Source organism: Gordonia sp. 11cp (genome assembly GCF_057767225.1).
Map to the genome: position 1 here is coordinate 77,099 of NZ_CM173437.1, position 18,795 is coordinate 95,893.

At 68.7% G+C, this 18,795-nt stretch carries 19 protein-coding genes and 1 pseudogene; 13 read left to right on the forward strand and 7 right to left on the reverse strand.

The features are described from left to right. Positions 1–21 precede the first annotated feature (21 nt). Genes AC3B6C_RS00340 through AC3B6C_RS00350 form a run of 3 tightly spaced genes read left to right on the forward strand, consistent with a single transcriptional unit; the run spans position 22 to position 2,859 of the window. Entirely contained in the window at positions 22–783 is a 762-nt protein-coding gene (locus tag AC3B6C_RS00340; RefSeq protein WP_488374514.1) for an SDR family NAD(P)-dependent oxidoreductase, read from the forward strand. A 53-nt stretch (positions 784–836) separates the two neighbouring features. Then, a complete protein-coding gene (locus tag AC3B6C_RS00345; protein WP_055475580.1) occupies positions 837–1,367 on the forward strand; it encodes a PH domain-containing protein in 531 nt (176 codons plus the stop codon). Beyond that, positions 1,354–2,859, forward strand: coding sequence for a PH domain-containing protein (locus AC3B6C_RS00350; protein WP_488374515.1), 1,506 nt, complete (start codon positions 1,354–1,356; stop codon positions 2,857–2,859). The genes AC3B6C_RS00345 and AC3B6C_RS00350 overlap by 14 nt, the downstream gene beginning before the upstream one ends. Positions 2,860–2,868: 9 nt before the next feature. On the opposite strand, the gene chrA is transcribed toward AC3B6C_RS00350, so the two are convergent. Continuing rightward, the gene (gene chrA / locus AC3B6C_RS00355; protein ID WP_488358087.1) at positions 2,869–4,329 is read right to left on the reverse strand and encodes a chromate efflux transporter; all 1,461 of its coding nucleotides are present in this window, start codon (positions 4,327–4,329) and stop codon (positions 2,869–2,871) included. Between the two features lie 172 nt (positions 4,330–4,501). On the opposite strand from chrA, the gene AC3B6C_RS00360 reads away from it, so the two are divergent. Together AC3B6C_RS00360 and AC3B6C_RS00365 are read left to right on the forward strand one after the other, a co-directional pair. After that, positions 4,502–4,978 carry a Chromate resistance protein ChrB gene (locus AC3B6C_RS00360; RefSeq protein ID WP_010844623.1) on the forward strand — a complete coding sequence of 159 codons (477 nt, stop codon included), beginning with the start codon at positions 4,502–4,504 and terminating at the stop codon, positions 4,976–4,978. After that, positions 4,975–5,406: a chromate resistance protein ChrB domain-containing protein gene (locus tag AC3B6C_RS00365; RefSeq protein WP_055475583.1), complete on the forward strand. Its 432-nt coding sequence runs from the start codon at positions 4,975–4,977 to the stop codon at positions 5,404–5,406. Before AC3B6C_RS00360 ends, AC3B6C_RS00365 begins: the two co-directional genes overlap by 4 nt. A gap of 57 nt (positions 5,407–5,463) precedes the next feature. Here AC3B6C_RS00365 and AC3B6C_RS00370 read toward each other — a convergent pair whose 3' ends face one another. Continuing rightward, the gene (locus AC3B6C_RS00370; protein WP_010844625.1) at positions 5,464–5,730 is read right to left on the reverse strand and encodes a hypothetical protein; all 267 of its coding nucleotides are present in this window, start codon (positions 5,728–5,730) and stop codon (positions 5,464–5,466) included. A 112-nt stretch (positions 5,731–5,842) separates the two neighbouring features. Between AC3B6C_RS00370 and AC3B6C_RS00375 the strand changes: the two genes are divergently transcribed. The 3 genes and pseudogenes from AC3B6C_RS00375 to AC3B6C_RS00385 form a co-directional block, all read left to right on the forward strand. Beyond that, complete coding sequence (locus AC3B6C_RS00375; RefSeq protein ID WP_488374516.1) at positions 5,843–6,034, forward strand: hypothetical protein; 192 nt, start codon at positions 5,843–5,845, stop codon at positions 6,032–6,034. A 161-nt stretch (positions 6,035–6,195) separates the two neighbouring features. Beyond that, a complete protein-coding gene (locus AC3B6C_RS00380) occupies positions 6,196–8,028 on the forward strand; it encodes a hydroxysqualene dehydroxylase (protein WP_488374517.1) in 1,833 nt (610 codons plus the stop codon). 41 nt (positions 8,029–8,069) lie between these two features. Continuing rightward, positions 8,070–8,681 (forward strand): annotated as a pseudogene (locus AC3B6C_RS00385) (TetR/AcrR family transcriptional regulator); the annotation flags it as partial. A 35-nt stretch (positions 8,682–8,716) separates the two neighbouring features. Here the strand turns inward: AC3B6C_RS00385 and AC3B6C_RS00390 are convergent. Continuing rightward, positions 8,717–9,250: an NUDIX hydrolase gene (locus AC3B6C_RS00390; protein WP_010844628.1), complete on the reverse strand. Its 534-nt coding sequence runs from the start codon at positions 9,248–9,250 to the stop codon at positions 8,717–8,719. Between the two features lie 76 nt (positions 9,251–9,326). Here AC3B6C_RS00390 and AC3B6C_RS00395 point away from each other — a divergent pair, with 76 nt between their 5' ends. Continuing rightward, positions 9,327–11,036, forward strand: a complete 1,710-nt coding sequence (locus AC3B6C_RS00395) for a nucleobase:cation symporter-2 family protein (RefSeq protein ID WP_055475587.1) — start codon at positions 9,327–9,329, stop codon at positions 11,034–11,036. Between the two features lie 28 nt (positions 11,037–11,064). On the opposite strand, the gene AC3B6C_RS00400 is transcribed toward AC3B6C_RS00395, so the two are convergent. Beyond that, positions 11,065–11,442, reverse strand: a complete 378-nt coding sequence (locus tag AC3B6C_RS00400; protein ID WP_488374521.1) for a cupin domain-containing protein — start codon at positions 11,440–11,442, stop codon at positions 11,065–11,067. Between the two features lie 154 nt (positions 11,443–11,596). Here AC3B6C_RS00400 and AC3B6C_RS00405 point away from each other — a divergent pair, with 154 nt between their 5' ends. The 4 genes from AC3B6C_RS00405 to rsgA all read left to right on the forward strand — a co-directional run bounded on the left by AC3B6C_RS00405 (position 11,597) and on the right by rsgA (position 14,688). Continuing rightward, a complete protein-coding gene (locus AC3B6C_RS00405) occupies positions 11,597–11,830 on the forward strand; it encodes a hypothetical protein (protein ID WP_010844631.1) in 234 nt (77 codons plus the stop codon). Next, positions 11,831–12,214 (forward strand): VOC family protein, encoded by a 384-nt coding sequence (locus tag AC3B6C_RS00410; RefSeq protein ID WP_014927770.1) that lies wholly within the window; start codon positions 11,831–11,833, stop codon positions 12,212–12,214. Positions 12,215–12,317: 103 nt separating this feature from the next. Next, entirely contained in the window at positions 12,318–13,616 is a 1,299-nt protein-coding gene (gene aroA / locus AC3B6C_RS00415; RefSeq protein ID WP_488374524.1) for a 3-phosphoshikimate 1-carboxyvinyltransferase, read from the forward strand. A 22-nt stretch (positions 13,617–13,638) separates the two neighbouring features. Continuing rightward, positions 13,639–14,688 (forward strand): ribosome small subunit-dependent GTPase A, encoded by a 1,050-nt coding sequence (gene rsgA, locus AC3B6C_RS00420; RefSeq protein ID WP_035718233.1) that lies wholly within the window; start codon positions 13,639–13,641, stop codon positions 14,686–14,688. 12 nt (positions 14,689–14,700) lie between these two features. On the opposite strand, the gene AC3B6C_RS00425 is transcribed toward rsgA, so the two are convergent. The 3 genes from AC3B6C_RS00425 to AC3B6C_RS00435 all read right to left on the reverse strand — a co-directional run bounded on the left by AC3B6C_RS00425 (position 14,701) and on the right by AC3B6C_RS00435 (position 18,664). After that, entirely contained in the window at positions 14,701–15,900 is a 1,200-nt protein-coding gene (locus AC3B6C_RS00425) for a fatty acid desaturase family protein (protein ID WP_014927773.1), read from the reverse strand. A gap of 72 nt (positions 15,901–15,972) precedes the next feature. Next, a complete protein-coding gene (locus AC3B6C_RS00430; protein WP_488374529.1) occupies positions 15,973–17,322 on the reverse strand; it encodes a fatty acid desaturase family protein in 1,350 nt (449 codons plus the stop codon). A 280-nt stretch (positions 17,323–17,602) separates the two neighbouring features. Beyond that, complete coding sequence (locus AC3B6C_RS00435; protein WP_488374532.1) at positions 17,603–18,664, reverse strand: GNAT family N-acetyltransferase; 1,062 nt, start codon at positions 18,662–18,664, stop codon at positions 17,603–17,605. Positions 18,665–18,795: the final 131 nt, after the last annotated feature.

The following is an 18,795-nucleotide window of genomic DNA, read 5'->3' on the forward strand; positions in this document are numbered from 1 at the left end:
GAGTACCCAAGGGAGACAACGATGTCCGTGATGGATCTGTTCGACACCACCGGCAAGGTGGTCATCGTGACCGGCGCCTCGTCCGGGCTGGGGGTCTCGTTCGCGCGTGGCTTCGCCGAGGCCGGCGCGGACGTGGTGCTCGCCGCCCGACGGGCGGAGAAGCTCGCCGACACCGCCGCGGCGGTCGAGGCGCTGGGACGCAAGGCGCTGGTGGTGCCCGCCGACGTGGCCGACCCCGACCAGTGTCAGCGCGTCGTCGACGCCGCGATGGAAACCTTCGGCAGGGTCGATGTGCTCATCAACAACGCCGGTGTCGGGACGGCATTCCCCGCGACCCGCGAGACACCCGAACAGTTCCGCGGGGTCATCGACGTCAACCTCAACGGCTCCTACTGGATGGCCCAGGCCTGCGGGCGGGTCATGCAGCCGGGTAGCGCGATCATCAACATCTCGTCGATCCTGGGCATCACCACGGCCGGCTTGCCGCAGGCGGCCTACGCCGCGAGCAAGGCAGGAGTCATCGGTCTCACCCGCGATCTCGCCCAGCAGTGGGGCGCGCGCAAGGGCATTCGCGTCAACGCCATCGCCCCCGGTTTCTTCGAGAGCGAGATGACCGACACCTATCAGCCGGGGTACCTCGACTCCCAGATGCCACGGGTCCTGCTCGGCCGGACCGGACACGGGGAAGAGCTCGCGGCCACCGCGATCTGGCTGGCCTCGGCCGCCGCCGGATACGTCACCGGCCAGACACTCCCCGTCGACGGCGGGATCACGGTCACCTAGCGCGACGTCGGTCCGACGGCGACACCGGCTTTTCCACACCTAGACTGACGGCAATGGACCCCTCATCTGATCCACCGCTGCCGGCGCACTCCGAGGTACACCCGACCCTGCGCGAGCCGGCGAACCGGGTCGATCCGCGCGCCAAGACCCTGTGGCGCATCGGCCCTCTCGTCCTCGGTGCCCTCGGCGTCGTCGCCGCCGTCGTCGTGGCCGTGGTCGTCGACGAGGCGCGTTGGGCCGCGGTGCTCGGGGCCATTCTCATCGCCGTGCTCGCCGTCGTCTACACCGCTGTCGTCCCGGTGTGGCGCTACCGTTTTCACCGGTGGGAGGTCAGCGACGACGCGGTGTACTCGCAATCGGGCTGGTTCGTCCGGCACCGCGTGATCATCCCGATCGCCCGAATACAGGTGGTGGACACCGAGGCCGGCCCGTTCGAGCAGTTCCTCGGGCTGGCGACGCTCACCGTCACCACGGCGTCATCGGCCGGCACCATCCACATCGCCGGCCTCGACGCCGAGGTCGCGCGGACGACCGCCGCCGACCTGACCATCCGCACACAGGCTTTCACCGATGACGCGACCTGAGCCGTTCGCCGTCGACGGGCCCGACGACTGGCACCGGTTGTCGCCGTGGATGATGGCGGTCAAACCCGTCGAACTCCTGCCCTCACTGGTGCCGGTCGTGATCGCGCTGGTCTTCGCCGGTTCGGGCGCACCGCTCTTCACCCTGATCGCCACGGCGGTGATCGTGCCGTTCGTGACGGTGGTGCCCTGGCTGACCACGCGCTACCAGGTCACCGATGAACACGTCCGGGTGCGCAGCGGACTGATCACCCGCAAGGTCGCGACCGCGCGCCGGGACCGGATCCGCAGTGTCGACCTCACGGCCTCCCCGGTGCACCGCGTGCTGAAACTGCAGAAGGTCAAGATCGGCACCGGCGGTGACGACGAGTCGTCGACGGTCGTCCTCACCGCTCTCCCCGTGGACCAGGCGCGGGCACTGCACGACAACCTGATGGCGACGCGCACCCACCGGGGACCGTCATCGCCGGCCGACGGGACACATCCCGACGATCCGGCCGCCGCGGAACCCGAAGCCGAGGTGCTGGCCCGGTTCCAGACCTCCTGGCTGCGCTACTCCCCCTTCTCGGTCGCCGGGCTCGCGCTGGCCGCCGGCGCGGCCGGCCTCACCGCGCAGATCGCCAACGACGCCGGGGTCTTCGACGAGGGGATCGGCATCGCGCGCGACGCCGTCGACGCGGTGCGCGACACCGCGATCGGATTCGTCGTCCTGGGGGCATGCCTCCTCGTGATCATCGTCGGCGGCGTCCTGTCGGTCCTGGGGTACGTCCTGAACTACTGGAACTTTCGGCTCCTCCGCCACCCCGACGGGACCCTGCGCACCGAACGCGGACTGCTCACCACCAACGCGATCAGCTTCGACGAGCGGCGTATCCGTGGCAGTCACCTCACCGAGCCGGTACTCATGCGGCCACTGAAAGGTGCTCGGCTGCAGGCGATCGCCACCGGCAGCACCAAACACCCGCTGCTGCTCCCGCCGGCACCCATCGACGAGGCCATGCGCGTCGCGGGACTCGTCACCCACGAACGGGCCGAGCTGACCACACCGCTCGTCGGACACGGCACCACCGCCCGGTTGCGCCGCCTCAACCGCGGATTCCTGTGCGGGGCCGCCGCACTCGTCGTCATCGGCATCGCCGTCGTCACCCGCGCCATCCCGGCACCCTGGCTCGTGGTGGGAGTCGTCGCAGTCCTCTCCTCGACCGCACTCGGCGTCGTCCGCGCCCGTCATCTCGGACATCGGTTGACGGCTCGCTCGGTGGTCATCGCCCCGCCGAGCGTCGCCCGGCAACGCGTGGTCGTCGACCGGGACGGCGTGATCGGCTGGGCCAGCCGCACGTCGCTCTTCCAACGCCGGGGCGGCGTGACCACGCTGATCCTCGCCACGGCCGCGGGCGCCGAGCACTACGCGCTCGTCGACGTCGAGGAGGAGACCGCGGCGGCCGTGGCCCACGACGTCTCGCCCGACTGGATCCGCCCGTTCCTCACACGCTGACCTCGACGGTCAGTACAGGGGCAGGCCGGCCGCGGCGGCGAGCAATCCGAGCACCGCGCAGACGCCGAGGGTGCGGAGCACGGACTGCTTGAGCGGATAGATGAGGACGAAGGCGATCACCGTGATCACGACCGCGAGCGGCCGCAGCGTGTCGAGGTGCGGAACCGCGAGGTGCAGCGGTCCGGCGGTGACGACCGTGGTGTCGCGGAAGAGCGTGTGCAGGGCGAAGTAGAGGGCGAGGTTCGCGATCACGCCCACCACCGCCGCGGTGACGCCGTTCAGCGCGGACGTGAGATGCCGGTTGTTGCGCAGCTTTTCGATGAACGGTGCACCGAGGAAGATGAACACGAAACTCGGCACGAAGGTGACCCAGGTGGTCAACAGCGCGCCGATGGTCGCCGCGACCCAGGGATCGAGTCCGCCGGGATCGCGGTAGGCGCCGAGGAACGCGACGAACTGGACGACCATGATGAGGGGGCCGGGCGTCGTCTCGGCCAGTCCCAGTCCGCGCACCATCTCACCGGGGGTGACCCAGCCGTAGACGTCGACCGCCTGCTGGGCGATGTAGGCCAGGACGGCATAGGCACCGCCAAAGGTGATGAGGGCGGTCCAGGTGAAGAACGTGCCCTGCTGGGTGAACACACTGCCCGTCCCGGTGGTTGCCACGACGATGCCCATCGGGATGACCCAGGCCAGCACACCGACGCCGAGCACGATCGCGGCGCGACGCCAGCTCGGGGACGCCGTGTGGATCGCGTCGTCGGCGATGACCGGCGCCGGCCCGTCGTCCGATGTCTCGGCACGGGCGGTGACATGGTGGCGGCCGGTCAACCAGCCGACGAGGCCGGCCACCGCGATGACGATCGGGAAGGGAAGGGCGAAGACCGCGAGCGCGATGAATGCGGCGACGGCGATGGCGATCTGGATACGCCCGGTGAGTGCCCGCTTGCTGACCCGGGTGACCGCCTGGGCGACGATCGCCAGCACTGCCGGGCCGATACCGGCGAACAGCGCGGCCACGATGGTGGTTGCCCCGAACGCGACGTAGACGGCCGAGAGTCCCAGGATCGCGATCGCGCCCGGCAAGACGAAGAGGATGCCGGCGATCAATCCCCCGGCGGTGCCGTTGAGCAGCCAGCCGACGTAGATGGCGAGTTGCTGCGCCTCGGGTCCCGGCAGCAGCATGCAGTAGTTGAGAGCGTGCAGGAACCGGCGCTGACCGATCCAGCGCCGGTCGTCGACCAGCGCGCGCTGCATCACCGCGATCTGGCCCGCGGGGCCTCCGAAGGTCTGCAGCGAGATCAGGAACCACGCCCAGGTCGCGGTGCGCAACGACACACCCGCCGACGGGTCGACCACTGCGCCCGTCCCACCGGCAGCCGACTCACCGGCCACCGGCTCCGACGGCACCTCCGACCGCCTCGACGAATCCGAACCTCCGGGCAGACCGGATCTCTCCGACATCGCCACACCCAACCCTCTCTCGCGTGCCGCGGGCTTCTGGTGCCACGGCCGTCGTGCAACTCCAGCAGATGCAACCACGGTTACAATCGAGTTGTCCAGGTTTTGATGCACGGTGAGCGACGGGTCACGACATCGGTTGCCGTTGCATGATCTGATGGACATGTCGAGGAGGTGATCGGTGACCGAAGCCTGGGTGATGCTCGTGTACCGGGTACCGCGGGAGCCGTCGACGCCGCGAATCGCGATCTGGCGCAAACTCCGCAGGTACGGCGCATACCAGCTGACCGACGGGGTGGTCCTGCTGCCCGCGAGCCCCCGAACCCGCGAACAACTCGAATGGGTGGCCGAGGACGCGGTCAGCGCCGGCGGCTCGGGCGAGGTCTGGGAGGCCGCGCCCACCAATCCGGCTGAGCTCGAACGGATCCGGACCGAACTCCAGGAGGCGCGCGGCGCCGAGTACGCCGAGATCGTGGCCGAGGCACAACACGTGGCCGAGCACGCCGACCCAGCCAAACAGCTGGGCGCGCTGCGTCGCAGGTTCCGCGAGATCACCCGCCGGGATCATTTTCCGACCGAATCGCGCGAGACCGCCCGCCAAGCGCTCCGCACCCTGGCCGACCAGGTCGTCGAGGCCGAACCGGCGCGGCCGTCATGAGGTGGGCGACGCGCGCCGGCGTCCACATCGACCGGGCGGCCTGCGCATGGCTCATCCGCCGTTACGTCGATCCCGCCGCGGAGTTCGTCTTCGTCACCGATCCCACCGAAATCCCCTCGGATGCCACCCCTTTCGACATGCGCGGGGTCGAGCTGGGCCATCACGACGGCGACTGCACCTTCGAGACAATCCTGCGCAGGCACGACCTGAGCGACCCCGTCCTGTGGGCGATCGCCGAGATCGTCCACGAGGCCGACATCGAAGACGACCGGTACGACGCCCCGGAGGCACCGGGACTCGACGTCGTCCTCCGCGGGTTGTCACTCTCCGGCGACGACACCCGGACACTCCAGGTCGCCGACGCCATCTTCGACGGCCTGTACGAGTACTACCGCCAGCGCACCCTCACCGGCCGCGAACCGTCGTGAGCGAGTGCTCCACGGGGCGCGGTCGTGGTAGATGCACAGACCGCTTCCGAGTGGCACTCACGATGCCCGCCGGTGCCTCGTGGACCCTGCTCGCCGTGCATCGGGAGGGTCGGCCAGGTCCGAGTAGGACAGGGGCAGCCGGGTGCGTACCCGCTGCGCCAGGTCCGGCAGGTCCAGCGCCTCGAGATAGACCGCCCACGCGGCGGCCGGCATGCGCGCACAGAGGTCCCCGTCGAGACGCACCTCCGGCCGCCGACGCTGAGCCGCGGCCACTCGTGACCGGTCTGCGGCCGTGAAGATCTCGGCCGGCGTGGTGACGAACATCGCGCTCTCTTCCCCCGAAAAGTTCGATCAACTGCATCTTCTAGTGTGCCATCCTGCATTCATGGGGGAAACACTACGGGTGCGCTGTGACGGATGCGGGGCCGAGATATCGGTGAGGATCACCGGCGGACGAGGGATATCCGCAGTTCAGCGCGCCGCACGCATCGACGCAGTGCTCGGAGCGGCCGGATGGTCGACCACCGGCCTGACCGACTTCTGTCCCGACTGCATCGACACCGACCCGGCACCCACCGCCGGAACCCGGCCGCACCTCACCATCGTGCGCGACCAGCCGCCGGCGTAGGCCGACCGCGATCCCACCGCCGGGACGCCGACACCGACCGACTGAGACGATTCGCCAAAACCGTCCGACCCGCTTTCGCGCTGTGGTAGACATCACACCAGATGAGTCAACGCTGACTGTTCTCGGTCGGCCGAGATCGTGTCGACGAAGGGGTCGTGGGGATGACGGACGCCAATTCCAACTCGAAACTCAACTCTCCGAACGGTTTTCCGCGTCGATCCGTGTTGCGCGGGTCGGCGGCCGCCGCGGTGCTCGCCGGAACCGCGGTGGCGTTGCCGGGCGTCGGCGTACCCACCGCACGGGCGGTGCCACGTCACGGCCGCGGGCGCGGTCGCGACGTCGCGATCTTCGGCGGCGGGATGGCCGGCTTGTCCGCGGCACATGATCTCGTCGAACGGGGCTTCGCGGTCACGGTCTACGAACCGTCCCGGCTCGGGGGCAAGGCCTACAGCCACGACGTCCCGGGCACCGCGCGGGGCGAGCGCCTCGCGCTCCCCGGCGAGCACGGTTTCCGCTTCTTCCCCGGCTGCTACCAGCACGTGCCGGACACAATGGAGCGAATTCCGCTGGGCGCGAGCAATGTTCGGGATCGTCATCTCGTCGACGTCGAGTCGGCGGTGATCGCTTTCGACGATGCCGGATACGCGCCGACCACCGCCCCGGCATCGATCATGGGTTTCGTCCAACACGCGTCCGAGATAGTGACGCTGGACAACCTGCGCAACGCGTTCATGACGGGGCTGAAGTTCGTCGTCGATGTCCCGCCTCCCGAACTCGCCTTCTTCGTCACCCGCGAGCTGATCATCGCGACGAGCTGCACCGAGCGCCGGATCGGCCAGTGGGAGAACCAGTCCTGGATGCAGTTCGTGAAGTCCAAGGGCAAGTCCCGGGCCTACCAGCGATACCTCGTCGGAGCGCTCACGCGAGCACTCGTCGCGGCCAAACCCGACACCGCGTCGGCCCGCACCATCGGCCAGATCGGACTCGCCCTCGCCACGTCGGCGACCGGACTGGTCAGCGGCTACGACGCCGGGCTCGTGCACGGCGGAGTCGACCGGATCCTCAACCGCCCCACCAACCATGCGTGGATCGATCCCTGGGTCGCCCACCTCCGCCGTCGTGGCGTCCGGTTCGAGATGGGGACCGGTCTGGCGCGGCTGACTCTCGCCCGCGGCCGGATCAGCGGTGCGCAACTCGCTTCGGGCGCGTCGGTGGATGCCGACTGGTACGTCGCCGCGATGCCGATCGACCGGCTCCGTCCGCTGCTGTCGCCCGAGCTGATCAGCGCCGACCCGTCGCTGGCCGGGATTCATGCCCTGAAAGACGACTGGATGGTCGGCATCCAGTACTTCCTCTCCCGGCGCGCCGACATGCCGCCGAGCCACATCGCGGCGCTGGGTACTCCGTGGGCGCTGACCGGGCTCTTCCAGGCCCGTCCGTGGAACGTCGACTTCGCGCGTACCTACGGGGACGGCCGGGTGAACGACTGTCTGTCCATCGACATCTCGGAATGGGAGAAGCCGGGCATCCTCTACGGCAAACCCGCCAGGCAATGCACCCGGAACGAGATCGCGCGCGAGGTGTGGGCACAGATGAGCCGCGCGATGAACTCCGGGTCGCGAAAGATCCTGCGGTCGGAGGAGATCGTCACCTGGTCCCTCGACCCGGGCATCACCTGGTCGCCGTCGATCGCCAACGCCACCCCGCTGATGGTGAACACCGCCGGCTCGTACACGAATCGGCCGAACGCCTACACATCCATCCCGAATCTGTTCATCGGCGGCGACCACGTCCGGAGCAACATCGATCTCGCCACGATGGAAGGCGCCAACGAATCCGGGCGTCGGGTGACCAACGCGATCATCGCGGCCGCCGACAGCCCCGCCCGCGCGGCCACCGTGTTCCCGCTCTGGGAGCTGCCGATGCTCGAGCCGCTGAAACAGATCGATCGCGATCGCTACCGGGCGGGACTCCCGCACATCCTCGACGTCTGAGGCCGTCGATAATCAGCGACGCTCCGAACTACGATGCCTCCGTGACCACCTCCCCCGGCGCCGCCCGGCGCGCGCGGCAGCAACGCAGCGGGGTCACCCAGACCCGCATCCTCGATGCCGCGATCCGCGTCCTCGTCGACAGCGGGTACGCCGCCGCCAGTACGGTCGCGATCCAGAACGAGGCGGGCGTCAGCCGGGGCAGGTTGTTGCACCACTATCCCTCGCGCGACGCGCTGCTGATGGCGGCCGTCGGACACCTCGCCCGTACCCGGATCGCCGAACTGCCCAGTCGCGTGGACTGGCCGGCAGATCCGATCCAGCGCATCGCGCTGGCCACCGACGTCGGGTGGTCGACCTTCCACCAGCCGTATTTCGTCGCGTCGATGGAACTGTGGGTGGCCGCGCGGACCAATGCCAATCTGCGTACGGCGCTGCTACCGACCGAGCGTGAGATCGGCCAGACCGTGCGACGCGCGGTGGCCGGTTTCCTCGGTCCCGAGCTCACCGCGTCGCCGCGTTACGCCGATCTGTATCCGCTGCTCCTGACCAGCATGCGCGGCGCGGCGACGACCTACCTCATCGACCGGCGCGACCCGACGACCGATCCCCACCTCCCCCTGTGGCGGGACCTCACCCGCGTGTACCTCCTCGGCGACGCCGGGGCCACCCGGTCCGCCGAGTCGTCGCCTCAGTCCGCCGGGGCCGCCGGGTCCCCCGAGTCCGCCACGTCCCCGGACGATGCCAGCGCCTCGAGCAGCCGGTCGACGAACGGGACCTGAGCGGGATTGAGCCTGGTCCGCGCGAGATCGGTCGAACACCACTCAGCGCGATCGATCTCCGGGAACGCCCGCATCCGGCCCGACCGGGGCGGCCACATCAGATCGAACGTGTTGCTGACGACAGACGCGACGTCGAGGTCACCCGCCACGCCGAAACCGATCACCCGCTTGCCGCTCTTGAGCGTCACCTCGCCGAGTTCGATCGGCCGGCCATCCGGTACCGGGCTCCCGATCTCCTCGGCATACTCACGCCGGGCGGCGGCCCACTCGTCCTCCCCCGGTTCGACGAGCCCCTTGGGCAACGACCACGACCCCGCATCCGGCTTGCGCGCCCAGATCGGGCCACCGGGGAACACGAGGAGGACCTCGACGCCGGCGCGGTCCGCGGGCGCCCGGCGATAGAGCAGAATGCCCGCGCTGCGGCGGGAAGCGGTTGCGGTCACCGATATATCTTGCCGGAAACGCCGCCGATACACGGCTGCTCAATTCCGGAAACCTGCGAGCCGTAGAAATCGACCCATGTCGGTTCTGGGCGTCATCAAGAACGGGAAGACCGCCGCGCATCCGGTGGACGAGATCCCACCCTTCGTTCGTCTCTTCCCCCTCGGCCTGCAGCATGTGCTGGCCATGTACGCCGGAGCGGTGGCGGTACCGCTCATCGTCGGTGGGGCGATGGTGAGCGCGGGTCAGCTCCAACAGGGCGACATCGTGCACCTGATCATGGCCGACCTCTTCGTCGCCGGCATCGCGACGATCCTGCAGGCGGTCGGCTTCTGGCGGTTCGGGGTGCGCCTCCCGCTGATGCAGGGTGTGACCTTCGCCGCCGTCGGACCGATGATCACCATCGGGACGTCGTACGGCATCACCGCCATCTACGGTTCGGTGATCGCGTGCGGCGTGTTCATGATCGCGGTCGCACCGATCGTCGGACGACTGATCCGCTTCTTCCCGCCGCTGGTCACCGGGACCATCATCCTCATCATCGGGGTGTCCCTGATGCGGGTGGCGGCAGGCTGGTTCGGCGGGGGCACCGCCGCGGGTCCCGACTTCGGCGACCCGAAGAACATCGCCTTCGGCTTCCTCACCCTTGCCGTCATCATCGGCATCGAGCGATTCGCGCCCCCGGCGATCCGGCGGGTGTCGATCCTGCTCGGCCTGGCGGCCGGCACCCTGATCTCGATCCCGTTCGGGATGACGCACTGGGATCAGGTCGGCGAGTACCCCTGGCTCGGCATCCCGCAGCCGTTCCAGTTCGGCGCACCCACCTTCGAGATCAGCGCGATCGTCTCGATGATCATCGTCGGCGTCGTGATCATGACCGAGACCACCGGGGACATCGTCGCCGTCGGCGAGATCGTCGACAAGAAGATCACACCCCGCAAGCTCGCCGACGGCATGCGCGCCGACGGCCTGGGCACCGCGCTCGGCGGCGTGTTCAACACCTTCCCGTACACGGCGTTCGCCCAGAACGTCGGCCTCGTCGCGATCACCGGCGTGAAGACCCGCCACGTCGCGACCTGCGCGGGCATCATCCTGGTCGTCCTCGGCCTCCTGCCGAAGATGGCAGCGGTCATCGAGGGCATACCCCTGCCGGTGCTCGGCGGCGCCGGGGTCGCCCTGTTCGGCATGGTCGCGGCCAGCGGCATCCGGACGCTCGCCAAGGCGAAGCTCAACAACACCAACATCCTGGTCGTCGCCATCTCCGTGGGTGTGGCGATGCTGACCGAGGCCAAGATCTACTACACCGACCGCGAACTCGGTGAGGAGCCGGTCAACGTCGTCCTCGATCTGTACGCCCAGTTCCCCGACTGGTTCCAGACCATCTTCCATTCAGGGATCTCCGCCGGCGCCCTCACCGCGATCGTGCTGAACCTCCTGTTGAACACGCGGAGTGTCTCCGCCGATCCGGTCGACTACCACAACACCGGGGACATCGCGGTGGTCGGCACTCCCGATGGAACAACCGACCTCTCCGGCGCCGACGGCGTTCGTGCCGCCGCCTTCGACCCCCGGGACGCGCTGGCGGCCGCAGACCCCGACACCCCGGCGGACACCCTCCGCTATCTGGCCGAACACGACCCGTCGCTGCACCCGTTCATCGTCACCAATCCGGCGACGCCCAAGGACCTGGCCGACCACATCAAGAGCCTCGGCGACCCGAAGGTGTTGCGGCTCTTCGACACCTGGGACGGTTACACCTCAGGCGGATTCTCCCGGCGCGGGTCCTGACCCGGCTTCGTCCCCCGAGGCACGGGCGTCACCCGTGCTGCTGCTTGGCGTAGTTGCTGGCGCCGTAGAAGTCGACGAGGACCACGGGATCGTCGCCGACCACCCAGGCGTCGTGACCGGAGGGCAGGGACGTGATCTCCCCGGGTTCCGCGTCGAACTCGGTTCCGTCGGCCATCACGACGTGCAGGACGCCGGCAGCGTGGTACTGGAAGTGGGGCGCCTCGCAGAGCTCGGTGCCGGCGATCGGTTTGACGTCGACCGACCACCTCCAGCCGGGCTGCAGGGTCATCCGGCCGATGTCCGAATGCCCCACGCTGACTATGTCTATCTGGCCGTGCCCGAACGTGCGTACCTCGTCGGGTTCGGCGAAGGCTCGGTGTTCGGTTCGGTGCTCGGTGCTGGTCATGATCCCTCCCGGTGATCGCGTGCTGGACGCCCGACCAGGACAACGCTAGGCCCGCGACCTTGCGGTTGTACTGCGACGACCGCACGATCGCGCATCGAAGCACGTCGGTCGTGGATCCCCCGCGAGGGCTCCGGTTCGGCCTATCGTGGAAGCCATGTCCTCCAGACAAGATCCCGACCCGGCACACGACGATGCGGACATCGTCGACCCCGATCTCCCGCACGAGTGGCCCCACGATTCCGCGTTCGCGTTCGGCGATTCGGCACCGATCGGCGAGACCGACCGACTCGCTCGCGAACGCGCGGCCTACGACGCGGCGAGTCACGGAAGCGACGTCAATCGTGGCCACGCGCTCGGCGGTTCGGCCGGCAGCACCGAGGGGCAGTAGATGGAGGTGTTGTCCAGCCGGGTGCTCCTGCTCTCGGCCGATCCCGAACGCCTGCAGTCCTTCTACCGCGACCGGCTCGAGCTGCCGGTGCACCGCGAGTATCCGGGTGGCGTCGTCTTCTTCGCGGGCAACGGACTCATCGAGATCTCGACACACATGGCGACCGACGCACCCCCTGCGACGAGCGATTCCGTTCTCTGGCTGCAAGTCCGCGACGCCGAGGCCGTCGCCGAGCAGTTTCGGGAGCGCGGCGTCCCCGTCACCCGCGAACCGCGCACCGAGCCCTGGGGTCTGATCGAGATGCACGCGAGCGATCCGGACGGCCGCACCCTCATCGTCGTCCAGATCCCCGCCGATCACCCGTTGCGCAAGGACACGCGATAGCCGTCCACACCGCTCACCGCACGCGGCAGGACGTCCGGCGGACCCGGGCCTCCGGGTCGATCGGCGACCGAGGCCGCGCACGCACCATGACAGACTGGACGCCATGAGTTCCTGGAACGCGCCGACGGTCACCGGAGGACACGATGCGCCCGCCGGACGCGGCCTGGACGCGACGGTGGAGCTGCCGGGTTCGAAGTCGATCACCAACCGTGCACTCGTCCTCGCCGCCCTCGCCGATGGACCGTCCACCGTCCGCGGAACGCTCCGGAGCCGCGACACCGATCTGATGCTGGCCGCGCTGGAGGCACTGGGCGCCGAGATCAGGATCGACCCCGCCCGCGAGACCACCGTCTCTGTCGTACCCGGACCCCTCCACGGTGCCGCGGTGGACTGCGGCCTCGCCGGGACCGTGATGCGTTTCCTACCTCCGGCCGCCGCCCTGGCCACCGGCCGAGTGTTCTTCGACGGCGACCCTCATGCGCGCGAGCGGCCACAGACCACGATCCTCGACGCACTGCGCCGGCTCGGCGTCGCCGTCGACGGTGATCGGCTGCCGTTCACCATCGACGGCAGTGGGACCGTTCCCGGCGGCGAGGTCACCATCGACGCGTCCGGGTCCTCGCAGTTCGTGTCGGGACTCCTGTTGTCGGCGGCCCGGTTCGACGCCGGCGTCGTGGTCCGGCATGTCGGGCCGGCCGTCCCGTCGACCCCGCACATCGACATGACCGTGGACATGCTGGCGACGGCCGGAGTCGTCGTCGACACCTCGCGACCCGATGTCTGGAGTGTCGCACCCGGACCGATCGCGGCCGTCGACTGGACGGTCGAACCCGACCTCTCGAACGCCGCCGCATTCCTCGCCGCGGCGGCGGTGACCGGCGGAACCGTCCGGGTGCCGTACTGGCCCGCCGTGACCACCCAACCCGGCGCGCGGATCGCGGACGTGCTGGCCGCGATGGGTTGCGCCGTGGAGCATCTCGACGGCACGCTGTCGGTTCGCGGACCCGAGGTACTCAAGGCGGTCGACCTCGACCTCCGTGACATCGGCGAGCTCACCCCCACCATCGCCGCGCTGTGCGCGCTGGCCGACGGGCAGTCGGTGCTGTCGGGGATCGCCCATCTCCGCGGGCACGAGACCGATCGGCTCGCCGCACTCACCACGGAGATCACCCGCCTGGGTGGGACGTGTGCCGAGACCGACGACGGCCTCCGCATCACCGGCACCGCCGGCGCCCGCTTACACGGGGGCACATGGGAGTCCTATGCCGATCACCGGATGGCGACCGCGGGCGCCATCATCGGCCTCGTGACGCCCGGCGTGATCGTCGCCGACATCGAGACGACGAGCAAGACGCTGCCCGACTTCCCGGCCATGTGGCAGAAAATGATCGAGGGCCTATGACCCGACGGGAACGGGCCTCCCGGTGAGTCGCCGGGCCGCGAGTTACGACGAATCCGATGTCCGGGTCCGTCCGGGCAAAGGCACCAGGCCGCGCACCAAACAGCGGCCCTCGCATGACGACGCCGAGCAGGGGATGGTGGTGTCGGTCGATCGCGGCCGCTGGGGCGTGGTACTCGGCGGCGACCCGGCCCGACGCGTCGTCACCATGCGGGCTCGCGAGCTGGGGCGCACGCCGATCGTCGTCGGCGACGACGTGTCCGTGGTGGGCGACCTGTCCGGCCGTCCCGACTCGCTGGCGCGGATCGTCCGGGTCGCTGATCGTCGAACTGTGTTGCGTCGCACCGCAGATGACTCCGATCCCTATGAGCGGATCGTCGTGGCGAACGCCGACCAGCTCCTCATCGTGACCGCCATGGCGGATCCGCCGCCGCGCACCGGGTTCGTCGAACGCGCGCTGGCAGCGGCGTATGTGGGCGGCCTGTCCCCCATCCTGTGCCTGACCAAGTCGGACCTCGCCGATCCGACCGAGTTCACCGCGGCCTTCGCCGATCTCGACCTACCGGTGGTGTGCGCGGGTCGCGACGACCCGCTCGACGAGATCCTCGCGACGTTGCGCGGCCGGATCACCGCGTTCATCGGCCATTCCGGGGTGGGCAAGTCGACACTGGTCAATCGCCTTGTGCCGGATGCGTATCGAGCGACCGGCGTGGTGTCGGGAGTCGGCAAGGGCCGGCACACCTCGACACAGTCGGTGGCACTGGCACTGCCCGAGGACACCGGCCCGCGCGGCTGGGTGATCGACACACCCGGCATCCGGTCCTTCGGACTCGCGCACGTCGGACCCGACGACATCGTCGCCGCCTTCGATGATCTGCAGTCCGCCATCGCCGAATGCCCCAGGGGCTGTACCCATCTGGGCCCGCCGGCGGACCCGGAGTGCAGACTGGACGAGCTCACCGGTCACTCGTACCGACGCGCCATGGCGGTGCGCCACCTACTGGTGGCGGTCAGCGGCGGCGAAGGTGACCCGGTCGAGGAGCCCCGGTCCCCGGAGTCACAGCAGCCGCACTGACGGTGCGAGCCGTCAGCGCCGACGTCGACGGGCGCGCAGCTCGCGGATGGCGGTCTTGAGGCCGTTCGCGCGCGGTGTCATCCCCGCGAAACGCTTCTCCGACGCGGTTTCCGGCGCGTCGTCGGGCGTCGCGCGTAGGAACGAATCGGGCAGCGAGAGCTTGTTGATCGTGCGCAACGTCTGAAGATATTGCACGACAATCGATCCGGTCGTGTACGGGAGGTCGTACTTGTCGCACAGCTCGCGCACCCGGACGCCGATCTCGGCGTACCGGTTGCTCGGCAGGTCCGGATACAGATGGTGTTCGATCTGATAGCACAGGTTGCCGCTGAAGAACGCCATGGCGGGGCCGGCGTTGAAGTTCGCCGTGCCGAGCATCTGCCGCAGGTACCACTGACCCTGCGTCTCGTTCTCGAGCGTGTCCGCGGTGAACTTCTCCGCGCCGTCCGGGAAATGCCCGCAGAAGATCACCACATAGGCCCACAGGTTGCGGATCAGATTCGCGGTGAGGTTCGCCGTCAGCGTGTGCTTGAAGTTCGGGCCCGACAGCGTCGGGAACAGGAGGTAGTCCTTCGCCAGCTGCTTACCGACCTTGCGTGCGAAGACCTTCAGCTGCGGGAGAGCCACCTCTCGGGACTTCTTCCCGGTGAGCGCGTCCTTCAGGTCGAGGTCGTGCAGGCCGATGCCCCACTCGAACAACGCGGCGAGCACGATGTTGGTGAGCGGCTGGAACAGCATCTTGGGCTGCCAGGGCTCGTCGCGAGTGACGCGCAACGTCTTGTACCCGACGTCGTGATCCATGTCGAGGACGTTGGTGTACTTGTGATGGATGTAGTTGTGCGAGTGCTTCCAGTGCGGGGAGGCACACACCATGTCCCACTCCCAGGTGGTCGAGTGGACCTCCGGGTCGTTCATCCAGTCCCACTGCCCGTGCATCACGTTGTGCCCGAGCTCCATGTTCTCGATGATCTTCGAGAGCGCGAGGGCGCCGGTACCGAGCAGCCAGAGGGGCCGGGAGCGGCTGCCCAGCAGCGCGGCGCGACCCGCGACCTCGAGGGCGCGATGCGCGAAGATCGTCCGCCGGAGGTATCGGACGTCACGCATCCCGCGGTCCGCCTCGATCTCGCGACGGAGCGCGTCGAGCTCGGCGCCGAGTGCTTCCACGTCGGCGTCGGTCAGGTGCGCGTACTCGTTGATGTCAGTGATTGCCATTACGCCTCATTATGCCCTCGCCGTCCGCACAAGCGGTTCGTCCGACAACTGCAACCGTCTGACCTGCGCGGATCAGGCGGCCTCGTCGTCGCGGCGGACGTTGTCCTCGGACACATCGACACGGCCCGGACGGCTGCGCAGCGAGCGGACCAGCTTGTCGCGTCGACGAGAGCGCAGGCTGTCGATCGCCGAGCGCAGCCCGCGGCGGGCGCCGGTCGTCTCGTCGACCGTCGCCTGCAGTCGGGCACCGTCGGGGAGCCCCTGCTTGAAGCGACGTTCCGACGCCGTCTCGGGCGCATCGTCTGCGGTCGCGGAGAGGTACTTGTCCGGGAGCGACAGTTTGGCGATCGTCCGCCATGCCTTCGCGTACTGCACCGGGAACGGTCCCGAGGTGTAGGGCAGGTCGTACTTGTCGCACAGTGCCCGCACCCGCACCGCGATCTCGGCGTACCGGTTGCTGGGCAGGTCCGGGAAGATGTGGTGCTCGATCTGGTACGACAGGTTGCCGCTCATGAAGGCGAGGGCGAATCCGGCGTCGAAGTTGGCGCTGCCGAGCATCTGGCGCAGGTACCACTCGGCCTGCGTCTCGTTGTCGATGTCCTGCCTGGTGAACTTCTCCGCGCCGTCGGGGAAGTGTCCGCAGAAGATGACGGCGTTGCTCCACACGTTGCGGATCACGTTGCCGAGCGCGGTCGCGGTCGCGGCCTTGGCGTACGCGCGGCCGTACCCGACCTTGTGCCCGGTGGCGGCACTCACCAGCGCCGGATACGCGAGATAGTCCTTGGCGACCTGCTTGCCGATCTTCGACAGCACATCGTTGCGATTGCGCCGGAACTCCTCCTGCGCCTCGGGGGTCTTGCGCTTCTTGCCCAGCTCGAGGTGCTGCACGGCGACCCCGTACTGGAAGGCCAGCGCGAGAATGGTGTTGTAGACCAGGTTTCCGTAGTTGAACGGACGCCACCGCTGATCGCGGGTGACGCGCAGCAGACCGTAGCCCACGTCGTCGTCCATGCCGAGCACGTTCGTGTACTTGTGGTGGATGTAGTTGTGGGTGTGCTTCCAGTGCGCCGACGGGTCGGTGTTGTCCCACTCCCAGGTGGTGCTGTGCACCTCCGGGTCGTTCATCCAGTCCCACTGCCCGTGCATCACGTTGTGCCCGAGCTCCATGTTCTCCACGATCTTGGCGACGCCCAGCGTGCAGGCACCCGCCCACCACGCCGATCGACGGGTCGAGCCGAAGAGCAGGGCACGACCGGCGACCTCCAGGCCGCGCTGGAAGCGAATCGTGTTGCGCAGGTATCGCGCATCTCGCTCGCCGCGGTCGGCTTCGATGTCGGCGCGGATCGCGTCGAGCTCCGCTCCCAGAGCGGCCACGTCGGATTCGGTCAGATGTGCGTATTCGGGGATGTCGGAGATCGCCATGTGTGGTTCCCTTCGCCGGTGGTCGGTCGCGCGCATTCGAGGTGCGCCGGTGACCGCTGCCTACGCCTACGTTTCCGTAACTTACGCAAGCGTAGGTTAGCGACGGCGATGTGTCCAGTGAGTGTGACGAGGGCTTCGACGGGCTCAGCCGGCCCGGGACATCCGGCCGCGGGACGGGTCAAGGCCCAGTCGACGCGAACTGACGCACAGTCGACGGGGATCGACGCCCAGTCAACGAAAAACGACGCCCAGTCGACGAAGGGGCCTCAGGCAGGGGCCGTCACTTGTTGCGGTTGGCCTCGTAATCGTCGCGGAACAGCTCGAAGCCGATGAGGTCCTCGAAGACGCCTGCGGATCGGGCGGCGAGCTTCTGGGTGCCGAACTCCCGGAAGCCTGCGTTGCGGGCGAGCTTCTTGCTGCCCTCGTTGCTGTCTGCGGCGAAGAGGGTGAGGCGACGGAAGCCCAGCTTGTCGAAGGCGTACCGGACCGCAGCCGGGAATGCCTCGGCGAGAACACCTTTCCCCCGAGCCTCCGGATGCGTGTAGAAGCCGGCCTCGGCCCCGGTGACCTCGTCGATGTGCAGCAGCGTGATGTCGCCCAGATAGGCGTCGGTCTCGCGGTCGGCCACCGCCCAGGTGCACGTCGTACCCTGCGCGGCGGTCCACCACTTGCGGAGCCGCTCGGCGGCGGCATGCTCGAGTTCCAACGGATCGGGGCGTGCGAACAGGTACTTGCGCGATGCCGGGTCGTCGAGCGTCTCCCGGATCCGCGGGTCGTCGGTCTCCGCCAGCGGCCGGAGACGGAACCGATCGGTCTCGAAAACGTCTGTCCGCCAGTCGGTTTTCGGGTGCTGCGGGTCGTTTGCGTGGAGCGATCCCACCCAGGCGTCGCGGATGTGACCACGGACCTCGACACCGTTCTGTACCGCGGCGTCGAGGCGGAATCCACACGAATGGGCCACCCGCAGCGCGTCGATGTTGCCGGCCACCGTCGTCCAGCGGACGACCTCTTTGCCGGCCTCACCGAACGCGTAGTTCACGGCCAGCAGGACGGCGCGCTTCATCACGCCCCATCCCCGGGCGTCGGGGTGCAGGTCGTAGCTGAGTCGGGTGAGCGGGCCCTCGCCCTCGATGTCGACGGTGCCGACGAACCGGCCGTCGAACTCGACGGCCCACAGCATCCGGGTTCCGTCCGACCAGCTCCGGGGCGCATAGTCGAGCGCGAACCGCTCCGCCGCCGCGCGGCTGTACGGTGCCGGGATCGGGGTCCACCGCATCATGGCCGGATCTGCCGCCAGCTCCACCATGCGATCGAGATCGCGGGGCTCATGCGGCCGCAACATGACCCCACCGTCACTCAGGACGGGGATCTGGCTGGGGACCGAAGCCTCAGCTCTCACGGGTGCCTTCGCCGGCGTTTCCACGGGCCGGTGTCCTCTCGCCACGCACGTCGTTCACCCTACCGGGTCACCGG